26 protein-coding genes are annotated in these 24,344 nt (G+C 72.9%); 19 read left to right on the forward strand and 7 right to left on the reverse strand.

What is annotated here, in order from left to right; all coding sequences use genetic code 11:
- Positions 1-140 precede the first annotated feature (140 nt).
- Genes ACGFI8_RS16955 through phzG form a run of 5 tightly spaced genes read left to right on the forward strand, consistent with a single transcriptional unit; the run spans position 141 to position 4,560 of the window.
- Entirely contained in the window at positions 141-1,160 is a 1,020-nt protein-coding gene (locus ACGFI8_RS16955) for a ParB N-terminal domain-containing protein (RefSeq protein WP_392805595.1), read from the forward strand.
- The gene (locus tag ACGFI8_RS16960) at positions 1,157-1,774 is read left to right on the forward strand and encodes an isochorismatase family protein (protein ID WP_392805597.1); all 618 of its coding nucleotides are present in this window, start codon (positions 1,157-1,159) and stop codon (positions 1,772-1,774) included. The genes ACGFI8_RS16955 and ACGFI8_RS16960 overlap by 4 nt, the downstream gene beginning before the upstream one ends.
- Positions 1,771-3,627: an anthranilate synthase family protein gene (locus ACGFI8_RS16965; protein WP_392805599.1), complete on the forward strand. Its 1,857-nt coding sequence runs from the start codon at positions 1,771-1,773 to the stop codon at positions 3,625-3,627. The genes ACGFI8_RS16960 and ACGFI8_RS16965 overlap by 4 nt, the downstream gene beginning before the upstream one ends.
- The gene (locus ACGFI8_RS16970) at positions 3,624-3,971 is read left to right on the forward strand and encodes a hypothetical protein (protein WP_392805602.1); all 348 of its coding nucleotides are present in this window, start codon (positions 3,624-3,626) and stop codon (positions 3,969-3,971) included. Before ACGFI8_RS16965 ends, ACGFI8_RS16970 begins: the two co-directional genes overlap by 4 nt.
- Complete coding sequence (gene phzG / locus ACGFI8_RS16975) at positions 3,964-4,560, forward strand: phenazine biosynthesis FMN-dependent oxidase PhzG (RefSeq protein ID WP_392805604.1); 597 nt, start codon at positions 3,964-3,966, stop codon at positions 4,558-4,560. Before ACGFI8_RS16970 ends, phzG begins: the two co-directional genes overlap by 8 nt.
- Positions 4,561-4,562: 2 nt before the next feature.
- Here the strand turns inward: phzG and ACGFI8_RS16980 are convergent, their stop codons facing one another.
- The gene (locus tag ACGFI8_RS16980; protein ID WP_392805606.1) at positions 4,563-5,408 is read right to left on the reverse strand and encodes a PhzF family phenazine biosynthesis protein; all 846 of its coding nucleotides are present in this window, start codon (positions 5,406-5,408) and stop codon (positions 4,563-4,565) included.
- 87 nt (positions 5,409-5,495) lie between these two features.
- On the opposite strand from ACGFI8_RS16980, the gene ACGFI8_RS16985 reads away from it, so the two are divergent.
- From ACGFI8_RS16985 to asnB, 3 genes are read left to right on the forward strand one after another with little or no spacing between them, the layout of a single operon-like run.
- The gene (locus ACGFI8_RS16985; RefSeq protein WP_392805608.1) at positions 5,496-5,984 is read left to right on the forward strand and encodes a PhzA/PhzB family protein; all 489 of its coding nucleotides are present in this window, start codon (positions 5,496-5,498) and stop codon (positions 5,982-5,984) included.
- 21 nt (positions 5,985-6,005) lie between these two features.
- Positions 6,006-7,013, forward strand: a complete 1,008-nt coding sequence (locus tag ACGFI8_RS16990; RefSeq protein ID WP_392805611.1) for a methyltransferase — start codon at positions 6,006-6,008, stop codon at positions 7,011-7,013.
- Between the two features lie 6 nt (positions 7,014-7,019).
- Positions 7,020-8,861, forward strand: a complete 1,842-nt coding sequence (asnB, locus tag ACGFI8_RS16995; RefSeq protein WP_392805613.1) for an asparagine synthase (glutamine-hydrolyzing) — start codon at positions 7,020-7,022, stop codon at positions 8,859-8,861.
- Between the two features lie 50 nt (positions 8,862-8,911).
- On the opposite strand, the gene ACGFI8_RS17000 is transcribed toward asnB, so the two are convergent.
- The gene (locus tag ACGFI8_RS17000) at positions 8,912-9,691 is read right to left on the reverse strand and encodes a class I SAM-dependent methyltransferase (protein WP_392805614.1); all 780 of its coding nucleotides are present in this window, start codon (positions 9,689-9,691) and stop codon (positions 8,912-8,914) included.
- 125 nt (positions 9,692-9,816) lie between these two features.
- Between ACGFI8_RS17000 and ACGFI8_RS17005 the strand changes: the two genes are divergently transcribed.
- A complete protein-coding gene (locus ACGFI8_RS17005) occupies positions 9,817-11,262 on the forward strand; it encodes a multicopper oxidase family protein (RefSeq protein WP_392805616.1) in 1,446 nt (481 codons plus the stop codon).
- A 37-nt stretch (positions 11,263-11,299) separates the two neighbouring features.
- Here the strand turns inward: ACGFI8_RS17005 and ACGFI8_RS17010 are convergent, their stop codons facing one another.
- Positions 11,300-12,184, reverse strand: a complete 885-nt coding sequence (locus tag ACGFI8_RS17010; protein ID WP_392805619.1) for a pyridoxamine 5'-phosphate oxidase family protein — start codon at positions 12,182-12,184, stop codon at positions 11,300-11,302.
- A gap of 9 nt (positions 12,185-12,193) precedes the next feature.
- Complete coding sequence (locus ACGFI8_RS17015) at positions 12,194-12,646, reverse strand: VOC family protein (RefSeq protein WP_392805622.1); 453 nt, start codon at positions 12,644-12,646, stop codon at positions 12,194-12,196.
- A gap of 98 nt (positions 12,647-12,744) precedes the next feature.
- Between ACGFI8_RS17015 and ACGFI8_RS17020 the strand changes: the two genes are divergently transcribed.
- The 9 genes from ACGFI8_RS17020 (at position 12,745) to deoC (ending at position 20,383) form a co-directional block, all read left to right on the forward strand.
- Entirely contained in the window at positions 12,745-13,353 is a 609-nt protein-coding gene (locus tag ACGFI8_RS17020) for a CGNR zinc finger domain-containing protein (RefSeq protein ID WP_392805624.1), read from the forward strand.
- 59 nt (positions 13,354-13,412) lie between these two features.
- A complete protein-coding gene (locus ACGFI8_RS17025) occupies positions 13,413-14,267 on the forward strand; it encodes an oxidoreductase (RefSeq protein WP_392805627.1) in 855 nt (284 codons plus the stop codon).
- Positions 14,264-14,872 carry a PadR family transcriptional regulator gene (locus ACGFI8_RS17030; protein ID WP_392805630.1) on the forward strand — a complete coding sequence of 203 codons (609 nt, stop codon included), beginning with the start codon at positions 14,264-14,266 and terminating at the stop codon, positions 14,870-14,872. The genes ACGFI8_RS17025 and ACGFI8_RS17030 overlap by 4 nt, the downstream gene beginning before the upstream one ends.
- A 62-nt stretch (positions 14,873-14,934) precedes the next feature.
- The gene (locus ACGFI8_RS17035) at positions 14,935-16,155 is read left to right on the forward strand and encodes an FAD-dependent oxidoreductase (RefSeq protein ID WP_392805632.1); all 1,221 of its coding nucleotides are present in this window, start codon (positions 14,935-14,937) and stop codon (positions 16,153-16,155) included.
- A 109-nt stretch (positions 16,156-16,264) separates the two neighbouring features.
- On the forward strand, positions 16,265-16,672 hold the full coding sequence (locus ACGFI8_RS17040) for a hypothetical protein (protein WP_392805634.1): 408 nt from the start codon (positions 16,265-16,267) through the stop codon (positions 16,670-16,672).
- Positions 16,669-17,517, forward strand: a complete 849-nt coding sequence (locus ACGFI8_RS17045) for an NAD(P)-dependent oxidoreductase (protein ID WP_392805637.1) — start codon at positions 16,669-16,671, stop codon at positions 17,515-17,517. Before ACGFI8_RS17040 ends, ACGFI8_RS17045 begins: the two co-directional genes overlap by 4 nt.
- Before the next feature lie 113 nt (positions 17,518-17,630).
- Positions 17,631-18,920 carry a serine hydrolase domain-containing protein gene (locus tag ACGFI8_RS17050; RefSeq protein WP_392805639.1) on the forward strand — a complete coding sequence of 430 codons (1,290 nt, stop codon included), beginning with the start codon at positions 17,631-17,633 and terminating at the stop codon, positions 18,918-18,920.
- 60 nt (positions 18,921-18,980) lie between these two features.
- Entirely contained in the window at positions 18,981-19,694 is a 714-nt protein-coding gene (locus ACGFI8_RS17055) for a GntR family transcriptional regulator (protein WP_392805642.1), read from the forward strand.
- A gap of 14 nt (positions 19,695-19,708) precedes the next feature.
- Positions 19,709-20,383, forward strand: coding sequence for a deoxyribose-phosphate aldolase (gene deoC, locus ACGFI8_RS17060; protein WP_392805644.1), 675 nt, complete (start codon positions 19,709-19,711; stop codon positions 20,381-20,383).
- 31 nt (positions 20,384-20,414) lie between these two features.
- Here the strand turns inward: deoC and ACGFI8_RS17065 are convergent, their stop codons facing one another.
- The 3 genes from ACGFI8_RS17065 to ACGFI8_RS17075 all read right to left on the reverse strand — a co-directional run bounded on the left by ACGFI8_RS17065 (position 20,415) and on the right by ACGFI8_RS17075 (position 22,258).
- Positions 20,415-20,780: a hypothetical protein gene (locus ACGFI8_RS17065; RefSeq protein WP_392805647.1), complete on the reverse strand. Its 366-nt coding sequence runs from the start codon at positions 20,778-20,780 to the stop codon at positions 20,415-20,417.
- A gap of 109 nt (positions 20,781-20,889) precedes the next feature.
- Positions 20,890-21,234 (reverse strand): YciI family protein, encoded by a 345-nt coding sequence (locus ACGFI8_RS17070; protein ID WP_392805650.1) that lies wholly within the window; start codon positions 21,232-21,234, stop codon positions 20,890-20,892.
- 19 nt (positions 21,235-21,253) lie between these two features.
- Entirely contained in the window at positions 21,254-22,258 is a 1,005-nt protein-coding gene (locus tag ACGFI8_RS17075) for a LacI family DNA-binding transcriptional regulator (protein ID WP_392805653.1), read from the reverse strand.
- Between the two features lie 171 nt (positions 22,259-22,429).
- On the opposite strand from ACGFI8_RS17075, the gene ACGFI8_RS17080 reads away from it, so the two are divergent.
- A complete protein-coding gene (locus tag ACGFI8_RS17080) occupies positions 22,430-24,304 on the forward strand; it encodes a ricin-type beta-trefoil lectin domain protein (protein WP_392805656.1) in 1,875 nt (624 codons plus the stop codon).
- The last annotated feature ends 40 nt before the right edge of the window (positions 24,305-24,344 follow it).

Consider the following 24,344-nt stretch of genomic DNA (forward strand, 5'->3'; position numbering starts at 1 on the left):
CCCGTTGCCAAGCCCTCGAGGCCCTCTTGCGCGGTTGTTGCGCTTCGGCCGGTATCAATTTGATGCCTGGCCCGATGGTGACGACGACCGATGTGGGAGACGTGGCAGTGTCCGTTGTTTCCGCCAGCGTCACGAAGCGAATGCCGCAGCACCGGAAGGAGCGGGACCAGCATGAGGAGGAGCAGCAGGAGCTGGATCCGCTGGATCCGGTGGAACGGCTCGGCCTGACGCTCGGTCCCGTGGTGGACGTCGAGGTCGGGTGCCTGTGGGACGGCCTCTTGCCGCGCTCCGGCGGCGAGTGCCCCGACCACGTCCGCCGGCTCGCCGACGCCGAGCCCGGAAAGCTCCCGCCGATCATCGCGCACCGGCCGACGCACCGGGTCGTCGACGGCATGCACCGTCTGCGCGCCGCGGTGCTTCGCGGCGACCGGACGGTTCCGGTCCGGTTCCTCGATGGCGACCCGGACGACGCGTTCGTCCTCGCCGTGTGGCTCAACGCCGCGCACGGGCTTCCGCTGAGCGCCGCTGACCGCAGGGCCGCCGCCGAGCGGATTCTCGGGTCGCACCCGGCGTGGTCGGACCGCATGATCGCGTCGGTGACCGGGCTGTCCGCCCGCACGGTCGGTGAGCTGCGCCGCGCTCGGCCCGGTACGGCGCCGCAGCCCGCCGGGCGGATCGGCCGGGACGGGCGGGTGCGGCCGGTCGACCGGCTCGCCAAACGCAGGCTCGCCGCGGAGCTGATGAGCCGCGACCCCGAGCTGTCGCTGCGGCAGGTGGCCCGTGTGGTCGGCATCTCGCCGGAGACCGTCCGGTCGGTCCGGGCCGAGCTGCGGGCCCAGCGGCGGGCCGTGGGCAGCGCGCGACAGGCGCGGGAGCCGGAGGTACGCGAGCGGCAACAACCCGCGCAGGACAGTGCCGCGATCGTGCGGCGCCTGCGGGCCGACCCGATGTTGCGGTTCAGCGAGACCGGCCGGGTTCTGCTGCGCCTGCTGGACATGCACACGCTCACGACGGCGCACTGGGCGGCCATCCTGCGCAGCGTGCCGCCGCACAACCGGGCCACCGTGGCCAGTCTGGCGATGGAGTGCGCGCGGGTCTGGCGCCTGGTGGGCGAGCACCTCAACAAGACCGACGAGACGCCGGACCGGGAAGCCGCATGATTCCGCAGATCGCACCGTATCCGTTGCCTCAGCCGGGCGACCTGCCGGCCAACGTAGCCGATTGGGCTGCCGCCGCCGACCGGGCCGTGCTGCTCGTCCACGACATGCAGCGGTACTTCCTGCGCCCGCTGCCACCGGCGGTGCGTGAGCAGATCGTCGCCAACACCGCGACGATCCGGCAGCGGTGCCGCGCGCTCGGCGTGCCGGTCGCGTACACCGCGCAGCCGGGCGGGATGACCGACGAGGAACGCGGCCTGCTCAAGGACTTCTGGGGGCCGGGCATGCGGGTCGACCCGGCGGACCGGGCGGTCGTCGACGAGCTCGCGCCCGGCCCGGACGACCTGGTGCTGACGAAATGGCGGTACAGCGCGTTCTTCCGGTCGCCGCTGCTGGCCTGGATGCGCGAGCGGGGCCGTGACCAGCTGGTGCTGTGCGGGGTGTACGCCCACGTCGGCGTCCTCGCCACCGCGGTGGACGCCTTCACCAACGACATCCAGCCGTTCCTGGTGGCCGACGCGGTCGCCGACTTCTCCGCCGACCACCACGGCTTGGCGCTGCGCTATGCCGCCGCCCGCTGCGCCATGGTCCTGATGGCCAAGGAGATCCTTGCGTGAACAAGGCGTTCCTGCTCGACCGGGTGCTGCGGGACAACCCGCCGCCGTTCGCGCTCCTGCACCGGCCGGCGACCGGCGACGGCCGGGTGGACGTGCTCATCGGCGAGGTCGAGACCCCGGCCACGCTCGCCGGCATTGCGCTGCCGGCCTCCGAACGCGCCCGGGACCACCAGGTGCTCGTCCTGGTCCCGTTCCGCCAGCTCGAGGAGCGCGGCTTCACCGCGGTCCAGGACGACGCGCCGCTGCTCGCGATGCGGATCCGCGGGCAGGTCGCGTTGCCGCTCGCCGAGGTACTGGCGCGGATCCCGGACGTGCCGGTCGACGTGGCCGGCGGGCGGTTCGACGTCGACGACGAGGCATACGCGGCGACGGTACGGGCGGTGATCGCCGACGAGATCGGCCGCGGCGAGGGATCGAACTTCGTCATCAAGCGCACGTACACCGCCGACATCACCGGCTACCGGCCGTCCGCCGCGCTCACCCTGTTCCGCCGGCTCTGCGAGCGGGAGAGCGGCGCCTACTGGACGTTCGTCATCCACACCGGGGAGCGCACGTTCGTCGGCGCCAGCCCCGAGCGGCACGTCAGCCTGGACGACGGCGCGGCCGTGATGAACCCGATCAGCGGCACCTACCGGTACCCGCCGACCGGACCGACGCTCTCCGGCCTGCTGGAGTTCCTGGCCGACGTCAAGGAGCGCGACGAGCTCTTCATGGTCGTCGACGAGGAGCTGAAGATGATGGCCCGGATCTGCACCGACGGCGGGCGCGTCGTCGGGCCCCGGCTGAAGGAGATGGCCCGCCTCGCCCACACCGAGTACCTCATCACCGGACGGTCCACGATGGACCCCCGGGACATCCTGCGGGAGACGCTGTTCGCCCCGACGGTGACGGGCAGCCCGCTGGAGAGCGCCTGCCGGGTGATCGCCCGGCACGAGCCGGCCGGCCGCGGCTACTACGCCGGGGTCGCGGCCCTCATCGGGCGCGACGCCGGCGGCGGTTGGGCGATGGACTCGGCGATTCTCATCCGTACCGCCGACATCGACGCCGGTGGACGGCTGCGGATCGGGGTCGGCGCCACCGTCGTGCGCCACTCCGACCCGGCGTCGGAGGCGGCGGAGACGACCGCGAAGGTCGCCGGGCTCCTCGGCGCGCTGAACGCGGCACCTGCGGTACCACTGGCGCAACATCCGCATGTGCGGGCGGCGCTCGCCGGCCGCAACGCCGGGCTGGCGCCGTTCTGGCTGGCCGGAGCGGACGAGGACCGCACGGTGCCGGAGTTCGCCGGGCGCCGGGCGCTCGTGGTCGACGCCGAGGACACCTTCACCGCGATGATCGGGCACCAGTTGCGCGCGCTCGGGCTGGCGGTCACCGTGTGCCGCTACGACGAGCCCGCCGGCGACGCCGACGTCGTCGTCATGGGGCCCGGGCCCGGCGACCCGCGGGACAGCGCCGACCCGCGTATCGCGTACCTGCACGCGACGATCGAGCGGCTGCTCGCCGATCGGCGCCGGTTCGTCGCGGTGTGCCTGAGCCATCAGGTGCTCAGCGGGCGGTTCGAACTGCCGCTGGCGCCGTGCGAGCGGTCGAACCAAGGCCGGCAGCGCCGGATCGACCTGTTCGGCGAGCCGGCGGTCGTCGGGCTCTACAACACGTTCGCGGCCCGCTGCGACCAGGACAAGATCGACCCGCCGGGTGTCGGGCCGGTCGAGGTCAGCCGCGACCCGCACACCGGTGAGGTGTTCGCATTGCGTGGCCAGCACTTCGCGTCCCTGCAGTTCCACGCCGAGTCGGTGCTGACCGTCGACGGCCCGCGCATCTTCGCCGCCCGCATCAAGGAGGTACTCGGCACATGAAGGCGACCGTCACCTGGTGGGACCTGAGCGAGTCGACGCAGACGATCGACTCGCTGCGGGAGTACCTGCGCGACGAGGGCGTGCTGCCCTGGGAGTCGGTGCCCGGGCTGCGGCTCAAGTTCTGGGTCTCCGACCGCGCCGGCAACCGGTGGGGCGCGGTCATGTTGTGGGACCGCGACGACGTCGACCCCGCCGTGCTGCCGCCGCATCGGGCCAGCGAGCTGATCGGCTACCCGCCGCAGCAGCGGATCCGGTTCGACGTGGAGGCCACCGTCGAGGGCCGCTACGACGAGCCGCGTCTCGGCGGCCGCGGCCTCGCGCTCCCGGGGTTCATCGATGACTGACGACGTCTTCGCGGTGGTCCCCGCCGAGCCGTTGACCGCGCTGCGCCAGTGGTTCGAGGGCGCCGTCGCGGCGGGGGTGCGCGAGCCGGGCGTGCTGGCGCTGGCGACCGCCGGTTCGGACGGGCGCAGCGCGAGCCGCATGGTGCAGACGTTGCGGCTCGATGCCGACGGGCTCCTGTTCACCAGCCATGCCGGCTCCGTGAAGGGCAGGCACATCGCGGAGACCGGCTGGGCGTCCGGGGTGCTGTACTGGCGGGAGAACGGCCGCCAGATCACCCTCGCCGGCCGGGTGACGCGGCTGCCCGACGCCGACTCCGACGCGCTGTGGGCCGCACGACCGGCGGCGACGCACCCGATGTCGGTCGCCTCCGAGCAGAGCGCGCCGCTGGACGACGAGGCGGCGCTGCGGGCCGCCGCGCGGCGGCTGGCGGACCAGGGGGCGCCGCTGACCCGGCCGGCGCAGTGGTGCGGCTACCGGCTCACACCGTCCACAGTGGAGTTCTGGGAGGCCGACGCGGACCGGCTGCACCGGCGACTGCGCTACGACCGGACCGGCGACGGCTGGCTCGGCCGCCGCCTGCAACCGTAGTGTCAGACGTCGAGCATGCCGCGGCCGACGAGCACCGCGGAGCCGGCCACCTCGATGCGTTCGATGCGCTCGGCGCTGCCGTCCACCTTGGCGTACATCGTGGACGGCCGGCCCATCTCGACGCCCTGGCGGATCGTGATCCGCGTGCCGAACGGCACCAGCCCGTGCCGGCCGAGGTGCAGCGCGAGCGGGCCGGCAGCCGAGCCGGTGGCGGCGTCCTCGGCCACGCCGTAGGCGGGGGAGAACATCCGGATGCGCCAGCTCGTGCCGGCGCCGGCGAAGCAGTTGGCCGCCATGTCGTGGTGGGTGGCGAGGGCGAGCAGGTCGACCCGCACGGCGGACAGTGCCTCGATGCTCGGCAGGCCGACGAAGACGTGCCGCGGGCCGTTGCGGTATACCTCGACCGGCAGCGTCGAACGCTCCAGCCCGAGCGCGGCGAGCAGCTCGCTGCGCCGGTCGTACGGCTCCCAGACCGGCGTCGGCTGGAGCATCCGGGCGACCCGCACCTTGCCTCCGCCGCCGCCCGGGCGGTCGAACCGGAACGGCACCACGCCCATGGCGGTCTCCATCCGCAGCTCCTCGCGGTGCTCGCGGTCGGCGAGGACGATCGCCGTGCCGAGCGTCGGATGACCCGCGAAGGGCAGCTCGTTGACGGGGGTGAAGATGCGCACCCGCACGTCGGCGTCGGTGGACGGGGGCAGGACGAAGGTCGTCTCGGACAGGTTCATTTCGCGGGCGATGCGCTGCATGCGCTCGCCGCTCAGACCGGCGGCGTCGAGGAACACCGCGACGGGATTGCCCTGCAGGGCGGTCGCGGTGAACACGTCGGCGATCACGTAGGCGTACACGTGGATGACGGTAACGGCCGTGGCCGTGCACCGGTGGTGCGTCCAAGCGCCGGTTTCCGGCACTTGGACGAGCCCATATGATCGACAGTGGTCGATGAGGGAGGTCTGCCGATGTTCGGCGCCGACGAGGATGTCCGCAAGCAGAACCGGGCCGTGGTCGAGGACTACATGAACCGCAAAGGGGAGCGCCGGCTGACCCGCTACCTGCTCTTCACCGAGGACGGCAGCGGCGGCCTCTACACGGCCGACACACGGGAGCCGGTCATCACCACGGGCCACGCCGGGCTCAAGGCGCACGGCGAGTGGTCGCTGCGCATGTTCCCGGACTGGGAGTGGTACAACGTCGAGATCTTCCAGACGCAGGACCCGAACCGGTTCTGGGTCGAGTGCGACGGCGCCGGGCAGATCCTGTTCCCGGACTACCCGCCGGGCCGCTACGAGAACCACTTCATCCACTCGTTCCGGTTCCGCGACGGGCGCATCGCCGAGCAGCGCGAGTTCATGAACCCCTTCCGCCAGCTGGACGCCCTCGGCATCGCGGTGCCGGTCGTCAAGCGTGGCGGCATCCCCCGCTGAGACCTCGAAGGGAACGTTGTCGTGGCACGAACGGATCTGGACGCCGCCGGGCGGGTCGTCGAGCTCATCACCGGCGGGTGGCGCGCCCAGGCGGTCTACACCGCGGCGAGGATGCGGCTGCCGGACCTCATCGCGGCCGGGAGCACCACCGCGGCCGAGCTCGCCGCCGCAGCCGGCGCCGAGGTCGAGGGCGTCCGCCGGCTGATGCGCCTGCTGGTCGCGATGGAGGTGTTCGACGGCGACGAGCGCGGCTACCGCAACACGCCGGCCAGCCTCGCACTGATGGACGAGCCCGAGTCGCTGCGGGACATGTGCCTGCTGTACGGCGAGGAGTTCTACACCGCCTGGGGCCAGGCGTACGAGTCGATCCGCACCGTGCGCGCCGGCTTCGAGATCGCCTTCGGCCAGGCGCTGTACCCCTACCTCGGCACCGCCCCCGACCTCGCCGAGCGGTTCCAGGCGGCGATGCGCTCCGGCAACCTCTTCTTCGACTACGTGCCGGACGTCTTCGACTTCGCCGGCAAGACCGTCGCCGACCTCGGCGGCGGACCGGGCCGGCTGCTCATGGCCGTCCTGGGGGCCGTGCCGGACGCGCGGGGCATCCTGCTGGATCGCGAGCACGTGGTACCGATCGCGAAGGCCAACCTCGCCGCCACCGTCGGCCTGGAGCGGATCGAGTTCGTCGCCGCCGACATGTTCGAGACGGTCCCCGCCGGCGCCGACGTCTACGTGCTGTGCCGGGTGCTCGCCGGGCACAGCGACGACGCCGTCGCCGGGCTGTTCGCGGCCTGCCGCCGGGCGATGGACGGGCCGGACGGCCGGCTGATGATCCTCGAACGGGTCGTCACCGACGAGGGTGGCACCGTCCTGCCGGCCCTGTGGGACCTGCACCTGCTGATGACCAACGGCGGGCGGCACCGCTCCCTCGACACCTTCCGCGCGCTGCTGGACCGGGCCGGCCTCGACGTCGAGCGGGTCGTCGACCTGCCGATGGAGACCACCGCCATCATCGCGGCCCCCCGCGGGTAGGCCGGGATGTGTGGCATCACCGGGTGGGTGGCCTACGACGACGACCTGACCCGCCACCGCGACGTCGTCGAACGGATGACCGCGACGATGGCCCTGCGCGGTCCGGACGACGCCGGCGTCTGGATCGAGCCGCACGCCGCGCTGGGCCACCGGCGCCTCGCGGTCATCGACCTCGCCGGCGGACGGCAGCCGATGGTCGAACAGACCCCGGCGGGCGCTGTCGCCGTCGTCTACAGCGGCGAGGTGTACAACTTCACCGAGCTGCGCGCCGAGCTGACCGCCCGCGGCCACCGGTTTCGCACGAGCAGCGACACCGAGGTCGTCCTGCGCGCCTACCTGCAGTGGGGCGACCGGCTCGCCGAGCGGCTCAACGGCATGTTCGCCTTCGCTGTCTGGGACGGCCGCACGCAGACCCTCGCCCTGGTCCGCGACCGGCTCGGCGTCAAGCCGCTGTACGTGTTCCACACGCCCGGCGGCGTCCTGTTCGGATCCGAACCGAAGGCGATCCTGGCCAACCCGCTCGCTCCCGCCGTCGTCGACGCCGACGGGCTGCGGGAACTGGCCGCCAACACGATGGCGCCGGGCTGGGCGCTGTGGCGCGGGATGGCGGAGGTACCGCCCGGCGCGGTCGTCACCGTCGACCGCGCCGGCGCGCGCACCCGCACCTACTGGCGGCTCGAACCCCGCGAGCACCCCGACGACCTCGGCCGCACCGTCGAGCGGGTCCGGGAGCTGCTCACCGACATCGTCGCCCGGCAACTCGTCGCCGACGTGCCCCGCTGCGTGCTGCTCTCCGGCGGCCTCGACTCCAGCGCCGTCACCGGGCTCGCCGCCCGCCACCTCGCCCGCGACGGCGAGCGACTGCGCACCTTCTCGGTCGACTTCGTGGCGCGGGAGGAGACGTTCCGCGCCGACGAGGTCCGGGACACACCCGACACGCCGTACATCCGCGACGTCGTCGCCCGGGTCGGCTCCGCGCACGAGAACGTCACCCTCGACCCGGCACCGCTCGCCGACCCGGCGATGCGCCGGGCGGTCATCGCGGCCCGGGACATGCCGATCGGCTTCGGTGAGATGGACACCTCGCTGCTGGCGCTCTTCCGCGCGGTGCGGGCCACCTCGACCGTCGCGCTGTCCGGCGAGTCCGCCGACGAGGTCTTCGGCGGATACCGCTGGATGCACGACCCGGCGTCGGTCGGCGCGGCGACGTTCCCCTGGCTCGCGTTCCGCAGCGCGATGAGCGGGGACCGGGCCGCCGTCCTGCACCCCCGGCTGCGCTCCACACTGGACCTCGGCGGCTACCTCGCCGACCAGTACGCGGGCGCGGTCGCGGCGGTCGAGCACCTGCCGGGCGCCGACCCGTTCGAGCGGCGCATGCGGGAGGTCACCCACCTGCATCTGACCCGGTTCGTGCGGATGCTGCTGGACCGGAAGGACCGTGTGTCGATGGCGGTCGGGCTGGAGGTGCGGGTACCGTTCTGCGATCATCGATTGGCCGACTACGTGTACAACGTGCCGTGGGCGCTCAAGACGTTCGACGGGCGGGAGAAGAGCCTGCTGCGGCACGCCGCCGCGCACGTGCTGCCGCCGTCGGCGCGGGACCGGGTGAAGGCGTCCTATCCCTCGACACAGGATCCGGCGTACCTGCTGAGCCTCCAGCAGCAGGCCAAGGAGGTCCTCGCCGAGCACGACCATCCGGTCTTCGCCGTCGTGGACCGGGACTGGCTGACCGCGGCCACCGCCCTGGACCCGTTGACCGTCCCGAGCGACATCCGCCGCGGCGTCGATCGCGTCCTCGACCTGTACCACTGGCTCGACATGTACCGCCCGACCCTCGCCCTCGACTGACCCTGGTGCCGGACCGGGGCCGTGCCACGGCCGGCCCCGCACGTCCGGATTCAGGGGCGGCGACCCCAGGCGGCCACGGTCAACCAGGTGTAGTCGATGAAGGACGGGTCGTCGTACGTCGCGGCGGCCCGGTCGAGGTCCGCCCGCGTCAGGTCGCCGTCGGCGAGCACCGCGTCGTCGACCAGGCGGAGCGTGTCGCGCAACCAGCGGGCCAGCGGCGAGCCGCCCCGCACCGGGGGTGCCTCCGCGTGCGCCGTGCAACCCGCCAGCCCGGCCGCCTCCAACGGTAGCGGCAGGCTGCGCGCCCACGCCGGATCGGTGCCCAGTCGTCGGGCCAGCACCGCGTTGGCGGCCGCCATCGCCCGGCCCACCACCGGCGAGGACGAGAGCGCCGGCGCGGTGCTGCCGGCCTCGACCAGCAGCCAGCCGCCGGGGCGCAGCCACCCGGCCATCCGCTCCAGCGCCCGCCGGCGGTCCGGCAGGTGGTCGACGACGAACCGGCAGTGGATCAGGTCGAACTCGCCCGGTGCGGCGTCGCGCAGCACGTCGTGGCGCAGCACCTGGACGCCCGATTCGGCGAGCGGGCCCAGCAGGCGGGTGCTCAGGTCGGTGGCCGTGACGTTCGCCGCGCCGGCGCGGCGGGCGAGTTCGAAGGCGATCGAGCCGCGGCCGGCGCCGACCTCCAGGCAGCGCCAGCCCGCGCCGACGCCGAGGCGGTCGAGGCCGGCCCGGCTGAACGGGTCGAACACCGACTCCAGCAGCGCGAGCCGCTCGTGTTCGGCGCGGTCGGTGGTGTCGACGAACTCGGGCCAGAGCACGGTTTCGGGCATGCCCGAATCCTCGCACCAGGCCGGTGGGTGTCAACGTCGGTCGATGGACGATGCGCTTGCGGCGCCCCTACGATCGGCCCGCGAAACCACACCGATTGATTTACATGCCTCACTGGAGCGGAGATATGCCCAACCGGCGTAGTGTCCTGGCGCTCGGCGCCGTCGCGGGCGGCATGCTCGCGACGGCCAAGGTTTCCACCGAGATCGTGGCGCGCTGGCCGGGTGGTGCCAATCCCCGGCTCAGCCCGGCCGCCGCCGGGGCGCTCGCGGCGCCCCCGCCGTTCTCGGTACCGCTGCCGATCCCGCGCGACCTGCGCCCGATCGCCACCGTCGCCGGCGTCGACATCTTCCGGACCGACATCACCCCGGCCACCGTGGAGATCCTGCCCGCCGTGCGGACGCGGGCGCTGACCTTCGGCGGGCAGTTCGTCGGCCCGACGATCCGCGCCCGCACCGGCCGTCCCGCGCTTGTGCAGTTCGTCAACCGGTTGGACATGGCCGCCAACGTGCACCTGCACGGCGGGCACGTGGCGGCCGAGAACGACGGTTTCCCTACCGACGTCATCGACCCCGGCCACTCCCGGTGGTACACCTACCCGAACAGCCAGCCCGGTGCGACGCTGTGGTACCACGACCACGCCCACGGCATGGAGTCCGAGGACGTGTACCGCGGGCTGCACGGGTTCTACCTCCTTGAGGACGACGCCGAGCGGGGGCTGCAACTGCCCCGCGGCGAGTTCGACGTGCCGATCCTGCTGCGTGACGCCGCGTTCGCCGCCGACGGCAGCCTGGACTACGCGAGCTTCGAACGGCCGTTCCTGCTCGCCAACGGACGGCCGCAGCCGTTCTTCCGGGTCGCCGCCAGGAAGTACCGCCTCCGCCTCCTCAACGCCGGGAACACCCGCGTCTTGCGGCTGACCCTCGGTGACGGCGCGACTATGACCCAGGTCGGCTCCGACGGTGGGCTGCTGCCGGCGCCGGTCGCCCGTACCGAGATCGTCCTCGCCTCCGCCGAACGGCAGGACGTCGTCGTCGACTTCGCCCGGTTCCCGCTCGGCAGCCAGGTCGTCCTGCGGGACGCGACCGCCGGGCCGGTGCTGCGCTTCGACGTGGTACGGCAGGCCGCCGACCCCAGCCGCGTGCCGGCCGTGCTGCGGCCGCTGCCGCCTGCCCCGGCCGCGACCGTGACCCGCGACGTGACGATGAGCTTCGACCTGACCCGGCAGATGCCGGTCGGCATGCTCAACGGGCACGTCTTCGACCCGAACCGGGTCGACTTCACCGTGAAGCGGGGCAGCACCGAGATCTGGCGGATCGGCAACGGCGACCCGCCGGGCTTCGACCACACGTTCCACATGCACATGACACACTTCCGGGTGCTCGACCGCGACGGCGCGAGACCCACTGCCGACGACGCCGGCCTGAAGGACACCATCTACGTGCCGGCCGGCGCGCGCAACGTCCGCGTCCAGGCCACGTTCCCCAACCACACCGGTCGGTACGTGTACCACTGCCATTTCCTGGAGCACTCGGCCGCCGGCATGATGGGTGTCATCGAGATCGTGCCCTGAGCCGGGTCGGACCGACGGCCGCCGGGCACGGCCACGGTCATCGCTGAGCCGGGTTGAACCGCGAGTACTCGCCGAACGACCACCGCATGCCGAGCCCGGCGGTGACCTCCACGACCTGATCGACCTCGACGTCGACGAAGCGCTGGGCGCCGGGGGTCGCCGCGGCGCGGCCGGGGTCCCAGTCGACGCGGGCCCGGCCGGTCAGCTGCAGCGCGTGGCCGTGCTCCCAGTCCACGAAGAGCAGGCCGCAGCGCGGGTCGAGCTCGAGGTTGCCCAGCGTCATGTACATCCCGTTGCCGGCGTAGTCGGGCCAGCTCAGGTGCCGCGCGTCGGCGACGGTGACGAAGCCCGGGTTGCCGCCGCGGTGCGACGCGTCGGCGCCGAGCCCCGGGACGGCGCTCGCGATGAAGAACGTGTCGGCCGCCGCGATCCACCGCTGCTGCGCGACGGTGAGCGCGGTCGCGCGCCGGGCCACCCGGGCGGTCGTGGCCGGCCGGTCGCCCCGGGGGTACCTGGTCTGCAGGTATTTGAGGCAGTTGGCGTACACCTGGTTCGTGTCGATCACCAGCCGGTCGGCGGCGCGGCGGGCCCGGCCGTTGGCGCGCATCCGCCGGCAGGTAGCCGGGTCGATGGCGAGCATGCCGATGTCGCGCTCGGCGTCGAACCGCCCGTCGAGGGGCTCGCCGGGGCCGGGCAGGCGGTCGACGACGATGGTGTGCTCCCCGGCTGTGGTGACGAAACCGGGCGGGCCGGTGAGCGGGCTCGCCCACACCGCGCCGTCGCCGTCCGCGGCGCCGATCACGACCAGCCGCTGCTCGCCGAGGAACCGCGCGGCCACCGCCGGGACGTCCGCGCGGACGTCCCGGCCCCCGACGGCCGCGCCGGCCTTGTGCCGGACGGCGCGTTCACCCGCGTGATCCATGAGCGCGGGTTAGAAGAACCCGCAGGTCGGCGCGGCCGGGGTCGGCGCGGGTGCGCCCTCGGCGCCGCTCAGCGCGTAGATCTCCAGCCGGATGCCGTCGGGGTCGGTGAAGAACACGCCGCCGGACGAGGCGCCCTCGCCGTGCGGCACCACGCCCTCGTAGACCAGTGCCGCGCCCAGCTCCCGCAGTGTGGCCTCGGCACGCCGGACCGCCTCGACGTCCGGCGCCTGGAACGCCAGGTGGTGCAGGCCCGGCCGGGCCGCCGCGAACTCCCCGGTGCTCTGCCGCCACAACGTGACCACCGGCCTGCCCTCCCGGCCGAGGAAGGCGAACTGCCGCTCGCCCTTGGCCTGCTCCGCGATGACGTCGAGCTCGAAGACCCGCGTGTAGAAGGCGATCGACCGGGCCAGGTCGGTCACGTTCAACCCGACATGACCGGTTTCCAGGGTGGGTGTTGCCATGCGCTGCCTCCGCTGGTTCTAATGGATAGAACAGACGAGTACCGTTAGGTACGATGGCACGCCTGATCGCAGGCCGTCAATGGGCCACTATGAGAACCGTGGAGTTGATCCGCCTCAGCGCGGGCGGGGCGCCGCTACTGGGCGAGCCTGCCCCGATCGAGTTCGCCAATACCACCTATGCGATCCGCGGCCGGCTGTGTGAGGGACTGGACACGACCGACCACCTCGCCGCGTGGCTGCGCGACATGCGCACCCGACTGGCGGTCGCCCTCACCGACGACGACCTGGACACCGTCACCGGCGGTGATCTCGCCGTGGCGCACGACCTCCGTACCGCGATCCGGGCCGTCGCCGACGCGATCGTGCACGATCAGACACCCGGCGCGGACGCGGTCGCCGCGCTCAACGGCCATGTGCGCCGGGCGCCGCGCTGGCGCGAGCTGCGGGTCGGCGCCGAGCCGCGTACCGAGGTGCGCAGCCACGCACGAGCCGTCGCCGCGGTGCTGTCCGCACTGGCCGAGGAGGCCGCCGACCTGTTCGCCGGCTTGTTCGCCGACCCGGCCCGGCACGAGTTGCGCATCTGCCCCGGCCCGAACTGCGTGCTGTACTTCCTGCGCGGGAGCACACGGCGTGAGTGGTGCACACCGGACTGCGGCAACCGGGCGCGCGCGGCACGCCACTACAGCAAGACCAGGCAGGCCCGCTGAGCCGGTGCTGCGCCGCAACCTCGTCGTGTGAGGCTGAGTGCCGCCGTAGGGTAGGGGCCGTGAAGACCTTCCCGCTGGGCCGGCGCAACGTCCACCGCGTCGGGTTCGGCGCCATGCAGCTGCCCGGGCGCGGCGCGTTCGGCCCGCCCCGGGACCGCGCCGAGGCCCTCGCGGTGGTGCGCCGCGCGGTCGACCTGGGCGTCGACCACATCGATACGGCTCAGTACTACGGGCCCGACGTCGCTAACGAGATCCTGCGCAGCGCGCTGTACCCGTACCCCAGCCAGCTCGTCTTCGTCAGCAAGGTCGGCGCGCGGCGCGACGGGAAGGGCGCCTGGCTGCCCGCGCAGGAGCCCGAGGAGCTGCGCGCCGGCGTGCTGGACAACCTGCGCGCCCTCGGCGTCGACCGGCTGCACGCCGTCAACCTGCGCCTGCACTCGAAGTCGGCACCCGAGGTCTTCGACGCGCAGCTCGACGCCATGATCGCCATGCGCGACGAGGGCCTGATCGACGGCATCGGGCTGAGCAACGTCGACATCGAGCAGCTGCGGCAGGCTCTTGAGCGCACCGAGATCGTGTGCGTGCAGAACCCGTTCAACCTCGTGGACCAGCAATCCCGGCCGGTACTGGACCTGTGCCTCGAACGCGGCATCGCCTTCGTGCCCTTCTTTCCGCTGGGCGCGGCGTTCGGACGCGAACGAGTGCTCGGCCACCCGCGGGTCAGGGCGGTCGCGGAGCGCCTGGACGCGACCCCGGCGCAGGTGGCGCTCGCGTGGATCCTGGCCGTGGCGCCCAACACGCTGCTCATCCCCGGCACGGCCTCGCTGGAGCACCTCGAGGAGAACGTCGCGGCCGGTCGCCTCGTGCTCGACGAGGAGGCGCGCGTCGCGCTCGGCCTGCCCGGTGCGGCGTGAAGCGGCGCAAGGTCGGCAACCTGCTCGCGCTGTCGGTGCTGGCGTACCTCAGCCGCGAGCCGATGCACCCGTACGAGCTGTCCAAGACGCTGCGCAACTACGGCGACGCGCGCAGCATCAAGTTCACCCACGGCTCGCTGTACATGGTCGTGCAGCAGCTGGCGAAGGCCGGTTTCGTCGCCGAGCAGGAGGTCAGTCGCGAGGGCGCGCGGCCCGAGCGCACCGTCTACGCGATCACCGACGCCGGCCGCGCGGAGCTGCGCGACTGGCTGCGCGAGCTGGTCGGGGAGCCGCAGCACGAGTATCCGGCGTTCGTCTCCGCGCTGTCGCTGGTCTCCGCGCTGCCGCCGACCGAGGTTGTGCGGCTGCTGCGCGAGCGGCTGACCGGCCTCGACGCGCAGCGCGCCGAGGCGGTGGCCATGATCGAGAAGTCCGAGGCCGAAGGGCTGCATCCGCTCTTCTTGATCGAGGAGTCGTACCGCGTGCGCCTCCTCGACGCCGAGCGCGCCTTCGTCGAGGAGTTCATCGCCAAGATCTCTGACCCCGCGGAGGGCTGGGGCCCGATGTGGGCGGCGGTCCATGGAACGGTATTCGAATCTGAATAGTTGACACTGACTAGTCGCTCTCGGATAGTTGAGACCAACTAACCGAGAGGGCGGGGCTTGTGATGTCCAGGATTGGCAACGCGATCATCGTCGGCGGCGGGATCGGCGGCCCGGTGGTCGCGATGGCGCTGCGGCGGGCGGGGATCGAGGCGACGGTCTACGAGGCGTACGACGGGTCGGCGGACGGCGTGGGCGGCGCGCTGAGCATCGCCCCGAACGGCCGGACGGCGCTCGCCGCGATCGACGCCGAGGCCGCCGTGGCCGCGATCGGGCACCCGATGCGCGCGATGGTGATGCAGAGCTGGACGGGCAAGCGCCTGGCCGAGTTCGGCTCACCGCCGAGCCTGCCGGAGCAGTTGCTGGTGTGGCGCTCGGACCTGTACCGCGCCCTGTACGACGAGGCCACCCGCCGCGGCATCCGCATCGAGCACGGCAAGCGCCTGGTCTCCCTCACCGAGTCCACGGCCGGCGACGGCCGAGTGGTCGCGCACTTCTCGGACGGCACGAGCGCCGCCGGTGACGTGCTCATCGGCGCTGACGGGATCCGTTCGACGGTACGGCGCCTCATCGACCCCGCGGCCCCCGAGCCCCGCTACGCCGGCCTGCTCGGCTTCGGCGCGCGCACGAGCGGTGCCGGCCTGGTCTCGACCGGCGACAAGATGCACATGGTGTTCGGCAAGCGCGCCTTCTTCGGGTACCAGGTCGGCGCCGACGAGAGCGGCTGGTTCGCCAACCTGCCCCACCCGACCCCGATGAGCGCCGCCGAAGCCCGCCGGATCGACGCCGCCGAGTGGCTGCGACGGCTGGCGGAGGTGTTCCGCGACGACCGCACCCCGGCCGTGGAGATGATCCGCCGGACCGCACCCGAGGAGCTCGTCATCACCGGCGGCCTCGAGGACATCCCGTCGGTGCCCACCTGGCATCGCGGCCGCGTCGTCCTCGTCGGCGACGCCGCGCACGCCACCTCGCCCAGCTCCGGGCAGGGCGCCTCGCTGGCCATCGAGAGCGCCGTGCAGCTCGCCCGCTGCCTGCGGGACCTGCCCGTGCCGGAGGCGTTCACCGCTTACGAGCGCCTGCGCCGCGACCGCGCGGAACGGATCATCAAGATGGCCGCCCGCACCAACAGCGACAAGGCCGCCGGCCCGATCGCCCGCGTGCTGCGCGACCTGCTCATGCCGGTCGCGATGCGGCTGCTCGCCAACCCCGAGAAGTGGGCCTGGCAGTTCGATTACCCGATCGACTGGGCCGCGCCGGTCGCCGCGCCCGCCAGGGTCGCCGCGTAGCCGGGCTTCAGGACCACGGTGAACGCGCGCCGGACGCTGCTGAGGATCCGTCACCGAATCTGCACACTTCGCACACCCGACGCCCCGGCCGGACTCATACGGTCGGGGCATGCGGGTCCTGACGCCGTACCCCGGGACCGGGCTCTTCCGCCGCGTCGAGGCCGAGGGGCGCATCGTGCATCGCGACTGGGACCTGTACGACACCCGGCACGTGGTCTACGAGCCGCGCGGGATGACGGCCCGCCAGCTCGAGGACGGCTACTGGCGCGCCTACCGCGACTTCTACCGGTGGGGCGCGCTGTGGCGGGGCGCGGCCACCCACGAACGCCCCGGCGACCGGCTGCGCCACCTGGCGTACGCCGGGGGCTGGAAGAAGTTCGAGCGGGTCTGGGACGCCCTGATCCGCACCCGGCAGGTGCTGCACGCGTTACCGCTGCTGGAGACGGCATTGAGCAGCTTCGGCGCCCGCCGCCCGGTGCGTTCGCGGCCACCCCAGCGTGCGACGATCGCCGCATGACACTGGCTGTGCTGGGCACCGGGATCATGGGTGCGGCGGTCGCCCGCAACTGGCTCAAGGCGGGCCAGCAGGTGCGGGTGTGGAACCGCACCCGCGCCGGCGCCGAACCGCTCGCCGCCGACGGCGCGGTCGTGGCGGACACGCCCGCCGACGCGGTCCGGGGCGCCGATCCCGTGGTGACCGTGCTGTTCGACGCCGCCTCCGTCGCCGAGGTCATGCGCGCCGCCGCGCCCGGGCTCGCACCGGGCGCGCTGTGGCTGCAGCTGAGCACCGTCGGGGCCGACGGCGCCGACGAGCTCGGGGCGCTGGCCGCCGAGCTGGGCCTGGTCTACGTCGACGCGCCGGTGCTCGGCACCCGCGGCCCGGCCGAGCAGGGCAAGCTCAACGTGCTTGCCTCCGGCCCCGACGAGGTGCGCGCCCGCGTCGAGGAGCTGGCCGCGCCGATCTCGGCGAAGGTCACCTGGCTCGGCCCGGCCGGCCAGGGCAGCCGCGCCAAGCTCGTCGTCAACAGCTGGGTGGTGACCAGCGTCGCCGCGCTCGCGCAGAGCGTCGCGCTGGCCGACGCGCTCGGCGTCGACTTCCTCTCGCTCATCGCCGGCGGCCCGCTCGATATGCCGTACGCGCAGGTCAAGGCGCCGCTGATGCAGCAGCGCGGCTATCCGGTGGCGTTCCCGGCCGAGGGCGCGGCGAAGGACGCCCGGCTCGTCGGTGAGCTCGCCTCCCGGGCCGGCGTCGATTCGTCCATTGTGGACGCTGCCCGCGAGCTGCTGGACGAGGCGGTCGCGCGTGGTTTCGCGGAGGTCGACATGGCGGCGATCTACGAGGCCGTCCGCTCACCGTCGTGACGGGCGACGGGTCGTCGGCGGGCGCCGGGTCGCGGGCGGGCGCTGAGTCGCCGGTGGACCGCGAGCCGTCGGCGGGCGAAAAAATGCTGATAAGTCCGAAATATCCGGCGCCCGTGGCGCCGGATATTTCGCAAATTTCGGTCACCGGCGCCTCCGACCTCGCCGCCTCCCGGCCGATCGACCGGCGCCGCCTGCTGCTCCTGGGCGGGGCCGCCGCCATGGCGCTGGCCGGCTGCGGCGGCCCGACCCGAAGGTTGCCGGTCCCGGCCGCGGCGCCACCGTCGCCCGGATCGTCGGCCTGGTCGATCCCGGTGTCGCTGCCGGAGCCGTGGGCCACGCCGCCGGTCACCCGATACGACGCCGAGCTGCGCGCCGCGGTCGCCCGCTTCCTGCGGCCGACGCCCGACCACCCGGCGCACCCGCTGTACCCGGGCGCGGCCGTCTTCGCCGCCGTCGGCGGGCGGGTCGCCGCACACTTCGCCGTCGGCGACGCGGTCCGCTACGCCGCGGACAAGACGGAGCTGCCGGCGGCCGAGCGCGTGCCGGCCCACCCGGACACGATCTACGACCTGGCGTCGCTGACCAAGGTGTTCACCGCGGTGCTCGCCCTGCGCCTCGTCGAGCGCGGCCGGCTCGACCTCGACGCGCCGGCATCGCGGTACCTGCCGTCCTTTGTGGACAAGCCGGGGATCACGGTGCGGATGCTGTTCACCCACACGTCCGGCCTGTCCAAGGACACCCCGCTGGCCGGCGGCTCCCCGGCCGACCAACTGGAGTACGTGCTGCGCGAGCCGCCGGTCGTCGCGCCCGGCACCGCGTTCATCTACGCCGACCAGAACTTCATCGCCCTCGGCGCGATCGTCACCGAGCTGACCGGCGAGCGCCTCGACACCCTGGTCCGCACCGAGATCGCCGCGCCGCTGGGCATGGCCGACACCGGTTACCTCCCGCCGCCGCGGCTGCTGCCCCGCATCGCCGCGACCGAGGGCCCGCTGCGCGGCACCGTCCACGATCCGACCGCGGCCGCGTTCGGCGGCGTGTCCGGGCACGCCGGCCTGTTCGCCACGGCCGCCGACCTGGGCCTGTTCGGCCGGGCACTGCTGTCCGGCGGCGGCCCGCTGCTGCGCCCGGGCACCGTGGAGCGGATGTGCGCCAACGCCAACGCCCGCTTCGGCCCGGCGGCGGCGCACGGGCTGGGCGTCGACGTCGACCAGGCGTGGTACATGGGCCGCCTGACCGGCCGCGGCGCTTTCGGCCACACCGGCTTCACCGGTACGTCGATCGTGATGGAGCCTCGCCGGAAGGTGGTGCTGGTGCTGCTGACCAACCGGGTGCATCCCGACGCGGCCTGGGGTGGCAACAACGCCGCCCGCAAGGCCGCCGCCGACGCCCTCGCGGGCTGACTCGCCCGACCAGCCCACTGTGGGATCGTATAGCCAGCTAGTTGGCTATACATTTGCGCTATGAGCGTGGAGTTCGCGCCGAAGTACCACCAAATCGAGCAGGCGCTGCGGGTGCGCGTCGCGGCGGCCCGGCCGCACGACCCGGTGCCGTCCGAGGCCGAGCTGTGCGAGGAGTTCGGCGTCAGCCGGATGACCGCCCGCGCGGCGCTGCAGCGGCTCGCCGCCGACGGGCTGGTGTACCGCCGGGTGGGCCGGGGCACGTTCGTCGCGCCGCCGGTCACCCAGCGCCGTGCCGACATGCTCGTGCGGTTCAGCGCGGAGATGCGCCGCCGCGGCCGGCGGCCCTCCTCGCGCCTGCTCGGCGCCGAGGTGCGCCCGGCCGGCCCCGACGAGGCGGCGCGGCTCGCGCTGGAGCCGGGCGCCGACGTCGTCGCGGTGTCTCGCCTGCGGCTGGCCGACGATGTGCCGGTGGCGATCGAGCGCGCCGTGTTCCCGGGCGACCTGCGCGGGCTGCTCGACGCCGACCTCGCGCGCGACTCGCTGCACGAGACGCTGGTCCGGCTGGGCCGCGCCCCGGCGCACGGTCACGCCTCGGTCGACGCGCATCCGGCGACCGAGGACGACTGCCGGCTGCTGGACCTGCCGCCCGGCTCGGCGCTGCTGGTGGAGCGGCGCCTCATCCTCGACCGGGACGACCACCCGCTGGAGCTGACCGAGTCCCGATACGCCGGCGCCCGATACGGCCTGCAGGTCGCGTTCTCCATGGATTCCTGACGAAAGGACCCCGCATGCTGTCCGTACGACAGGTCGCGAAGATGATCGACCACTCGCTCCTGCGTCCGGAGCTGACCCTCGCCGACGTCGCCGCGGGCTGTGATCTCGCCGCGCGCTACGACGTCGCGTCGGTGTGCGTGAAACCGTCCGACGTGCCGTTCGCCGCCGAACGGCTCTCCGGCACCGGCGTCCTGGTCGGCACGGTGGTCGGCTTTCCGCACGGCGCCCACGCGACCCGGATCAAGGTCGCGGAGACCGCGGCGGCCCTGGCCGACGGCGCCGCCGAGATCGACATGGTGCTCAACATCGGCCGCCTGCGCGAGGGCCGCGACGACGACGTGTGCGCGGACGTCGCCGCCGTCGTGGTCGCGGCCTCCGGCGCGGCGGTCAAGGTGATTCTGGAGAATGCCTACCTGACCGATGCCGAGAAGCGCCGCGGCTGCGCGCTCGCCGAGGAGGCGGGCGCGGGGTACGTCAAGACGTCGACCGGGTTCGCCCCGACCGGCGCCACGCTGCACGACGTACGGCTGATGCGGGCCGCGGTCTCGGCGCACGTCGGCGTCAAGGCGGCCGGCGGCGTGCGGACGCTGGACGTGCTGCTGTCGATGGTGGACGCCGGCGCCACGAGATTCGGCGCCACCACGACCGCGGCGATGCTCGACGAACTGGCCGCCCGAGACCTCGCGTGAGATCAGGCCGGCGGCGGCTCCCGGCGGTTTGTCACTGCGTCCGGCGGCGACTGACCCGGTGCATCGCGATACCGACACCGATCGCGGTGACCCCGGCGAGCGCCAGCCCGCCGAGCGTCCCGCCCGTCGCGCCGCCGGTGACCGGCAGGGTCGACTGGGTCGGCTTCACCGTGTGGGTCGGCTTCACCGTGTGGGTCGGCGTCGGGGTCTCCGAATGCGTCTTGGTCGGCGTCGGGCTGTGGTGGTGCCAGAAGCCGCCGTCCGATGCGGTCAGGATTTGCGCCGGGTTGTGTGCCGGTGGCGCGGAGGACCAGGCGGACAGCACGCCGGGCCCGGCGATGAGCAGCGCTGTGCAGCCCGTGGCCGTGAACAGGACTTTCCAAACGGGTCGAGACATGAGGCCTCCCTGCTTCCGAGGAACCGAATGCCGGAAGCAAAACCCCGTGATTGGTGGCCGGGTCGTCACATTCGGAGGCGAGTTTTCGGCGGATCCGGGGTCACCCAGGTCAGCCGGCCGTGTCGGGCCCCGTCGGCGGCAGCACCGGCGCCATGACGACGGTCCATGTGCGGACGGTCACCGCGAGCAGGCCCGAGCGGACCGCCTCGTCGTCCTGTTCGGCCAGGCGGCGAGCCTCCTCGGGGGTCTGGGTGGCCAGCACCGTGATGCCCTCGCCCTCGCCGGTCTCGTTGTCCTCGAGCGGGCCGGCGGCCACCAGGGTGCCGTCCTTCGCGCGCCGGCGCAGGAACGCCAGGTGTTCCTGAAAGCCGGGCTGGTCGGTGATGCGGACGGCGGGGTCGGCGGTGGGGCCGGGGCGGTGCTGCAGGACGTACCAGATGCGGGGTCGCGTCATGCGACCAAGGATCGCACCGTCAGGCCGCCGGCGGAGGGGCCGTCGAGGAGCGGATCACCAGCTCGGTGGCGAGCTCGACGTGCAGCGCGTCGAGCTCGTGCTGCTCCAGCAGGCGGACCAGCAGCGAGACCGCCATGCGGCCCATCTCCTGTAGCGGCTGGCGCACCGTGGTCAGGCCCGTCGCCTGGGCCAGGTCCAGGTCGTCGAAGCCGGTGACGGAGAGGTCGGCCGGGACGCGCAGGCCGCGCTCGGCGGCGGCGCGCAGGGCGCCCACGGCGGCCTTGTCGTTGAAGCAGACCAGGGCCGTCGGGCGCTCCGGCAGGTCGAGCAGCTCGCCGGCGGCGCGGTGGCCGTGCTCGGTGGTCGGCTCGACGCTGCGCAGCAGCTCGCCGGAGGGGAGCACGCCGACGTCGGCGAGGGCGGCGTTGTGGCCGGCCAGGCGGGCGTCGCTGGCCAGCCACTCGGTCGGGCCGCCGACCACGCCGATGCGGCGGTGGCCCAGCTCCACCAGGTGGCCGGTGAGGCGCCGGGCGCCGGCGAAGTGCGCGGCGGAGACCGAGACGATGTCGCGCGGCAGCGCGGTGCGCGGATCGACGACCACGAACGGGATGCCGCGGCGCTGCAGCTCGACCAGGTCGTCGCCGGGCTCCGGGGGCAGGATCACGATGACGCCGGTCAGTCCCTCGCGGCCGTCGAGGTCGGCGAACAGCCGGGTGCGCTGGGCGGCCTCGCCGGCGGTGAGCACGAGCTGGCGGCCGTGCAGCGTGAGCGTCTCGGCGATCGAGGAGACGATCAGGCCGAAGTAGTCGGTCAGCACGTACGGGCAGCGCACGAACACCGCGCCGCCCTTGGGCTTGCCGCTCACGCCGATCCGCGCGCGCAGGCGCTCGGCGGCCTCGCGGACCAGCGCGCGGGTGGCCGGCGTGACCGAGGGGTGGTCGTTGAGCGCGCGCGAGACCGTGGCGATCGACATGCCGGTCTCCGCGGCGATGGCGCGCACCGTGACCCGCCGGTGGCCGGCCATGGTCACCACCCCCGTTCCATGATCCGCAGCATAGAGGTTTCTCTAAGACTCTTGACAGTCAATCCCTGTGGCGGTTTCCTGATGCTCCGCGATGTTACACCGCCGTTCCATTTGTTACATCGCCGCCGGCGTCCGCACCGCCATGTCCCGCCACTGGCCCTAGGAGGCCGCATGTACCGCACCCGCATCAGGCTGCGCACCGGGCTCGCCGCGTTCGCCGCCGTCACGCTCGGCGTCGTCGGTTTCGTCGCCGTGCCGAGCGCCTTCGCCGCCGGCGAGACCGTCAACGTCTGGCTCACCACCACCAGCGACGCCGGTGGCCGTACCGTCACCCAGGGCCTGGCCCAGCAGGCCGCCGTGAGCTTCACCTCCGGCACCGGCGGCGCCGGGCAGAACGTCACCGTCAACGACGCCACCCGCTACCAGACGTTCACCGGCGGCGGCGCCTCGTTCACCGACACCGCCGCCTGGCTGATGAACAGCTCCGGCGCGCTGTCGGCGAGCACCAGAAGTACCGTGATGCAGAAGCTCTTCGATCCGAACAGCGGCATCGGCCTGAGCTTCCTGCGCAACCCCATGGGCGCCTCGGACCTGGCCCGCTACGGGTACAGCTACGACGACCGCCCGGCCGGCCAGACCGACCCCAGCCTGGCGAACTTCAGCATCTCCCACGACCTCGCCGACGTGGTGCCGCTGACCAAGCAGGCGCAGCAGCTCAACCCCCAGCTGACCACGATGGCCAGCCCCTGGACGGCGCCGGCGTGGATGAAGGACAGCGGCAACCTCAACGGCGGCTGGCTGCAGGCGCAGTACTACGCCGCCTATGCGCAGTACTTCGTCAAGTACGTCCAGGCGTACCAGGCGCAGGGCGTGAAGGTCGACTTCGTGACCCCGCAGAACGAGCCGACGTGCTGCGCCGGCTACCCGTCGATGAGCTGGAACGCCAGCGGCCTCGACTACTTCGTCGGCACGAACCTGCTGCCCGCGTTCCACGCCGCCGGACTGTCCACAAAGGTCCTCGTGCACGACTGGAACTGGGACGTCTACGACTCCTACGCCGCGCAGTCGGTCAACGACGCGGCCATCCGCAACGACTCGCTCTTCGGCGGCATCGCCTGGCACGGTTACGGCGGCGACGTCACCAAGCAGACGTCGGTGCACAACCAGTACCCGGGCGTCGACGCCTACAGCACCGAGCACTCCGGCGGCACCTGGATCTCCAACCAGCAGCAGGAGGACATGCTCAACCTCATCGACTACGGGCGGAACTGGAGCAAGAGCTTCACGAAGTGGAGCCTCGCCGTGGACCAGAACATGGGCCCGCACTACGGCGGCTGCGGCACCTGCACCGGCCTCATCACGGTCCACAACGGAGACTCGCGCAGCGGGCAGGTGGACTACACCATCGAGTACTACACGATGGGCCACCTGACGAAGTTCGTGAAGCCGGGCGCCTCGCGCGTCGACTCCACCGCCAACGCGAGCGTGCCGAACATCGCGTACCTCAACACCGACGGCACCCGCGCGCTGATCGCCTACAACAACACCGGCAGCACCCAGCAGGTCACCGTGAACTGGAGCGGCCAGCACTTCACCTACAGCCTGCCCACCAAGACCTCGGCGACCTTCACCTGGAAGTCCGGCGTCACGGGCGGCGGGGGCGGCTCGCGCACAGGTCAGATCACCGGCCTCGGCGGCAAGTGCGTCGACGTGGCCGGCGCGAGCTCCGCCAACGGCACGGCGGTCCAGCTGTACACCTGCAACGGCACCGCCGCCCAACAGTGGACGGTCGGCACCGACGGCACGATCCGGGCGCTGGGCAAGTGCCTCGACGTGACCGCGGCCAGCTCGGCCGACGGCACGAAGATCCAGCTGTACGACTGCAACGGCACGGCGGCGCAGCAGTGGACGGCGGGCACCGACGGCACGCTGCGCTCGCTCGGCAAGTGCCTCGACGCGACCGACAACTCCTCGGCCGACGGCACACGGCTGCAGATCTGGACCTGCTTCGCGGGCGCGAACCAGCGCTGGACGCTGCCCGCCTAGAAACGACCGGGTCCCGGACGGCGCCGGTGGGGTGGTCGTC

Origin of the sequence: Dactylosporangium sp. NPDC048998, assembly GCF_043197855.1 — a bacterium.
GTDB lineage: Bacteria > Actinomycetota > Actinomycetes > Mycobacteriales > Micromonosporaceae > Dactylosporangium.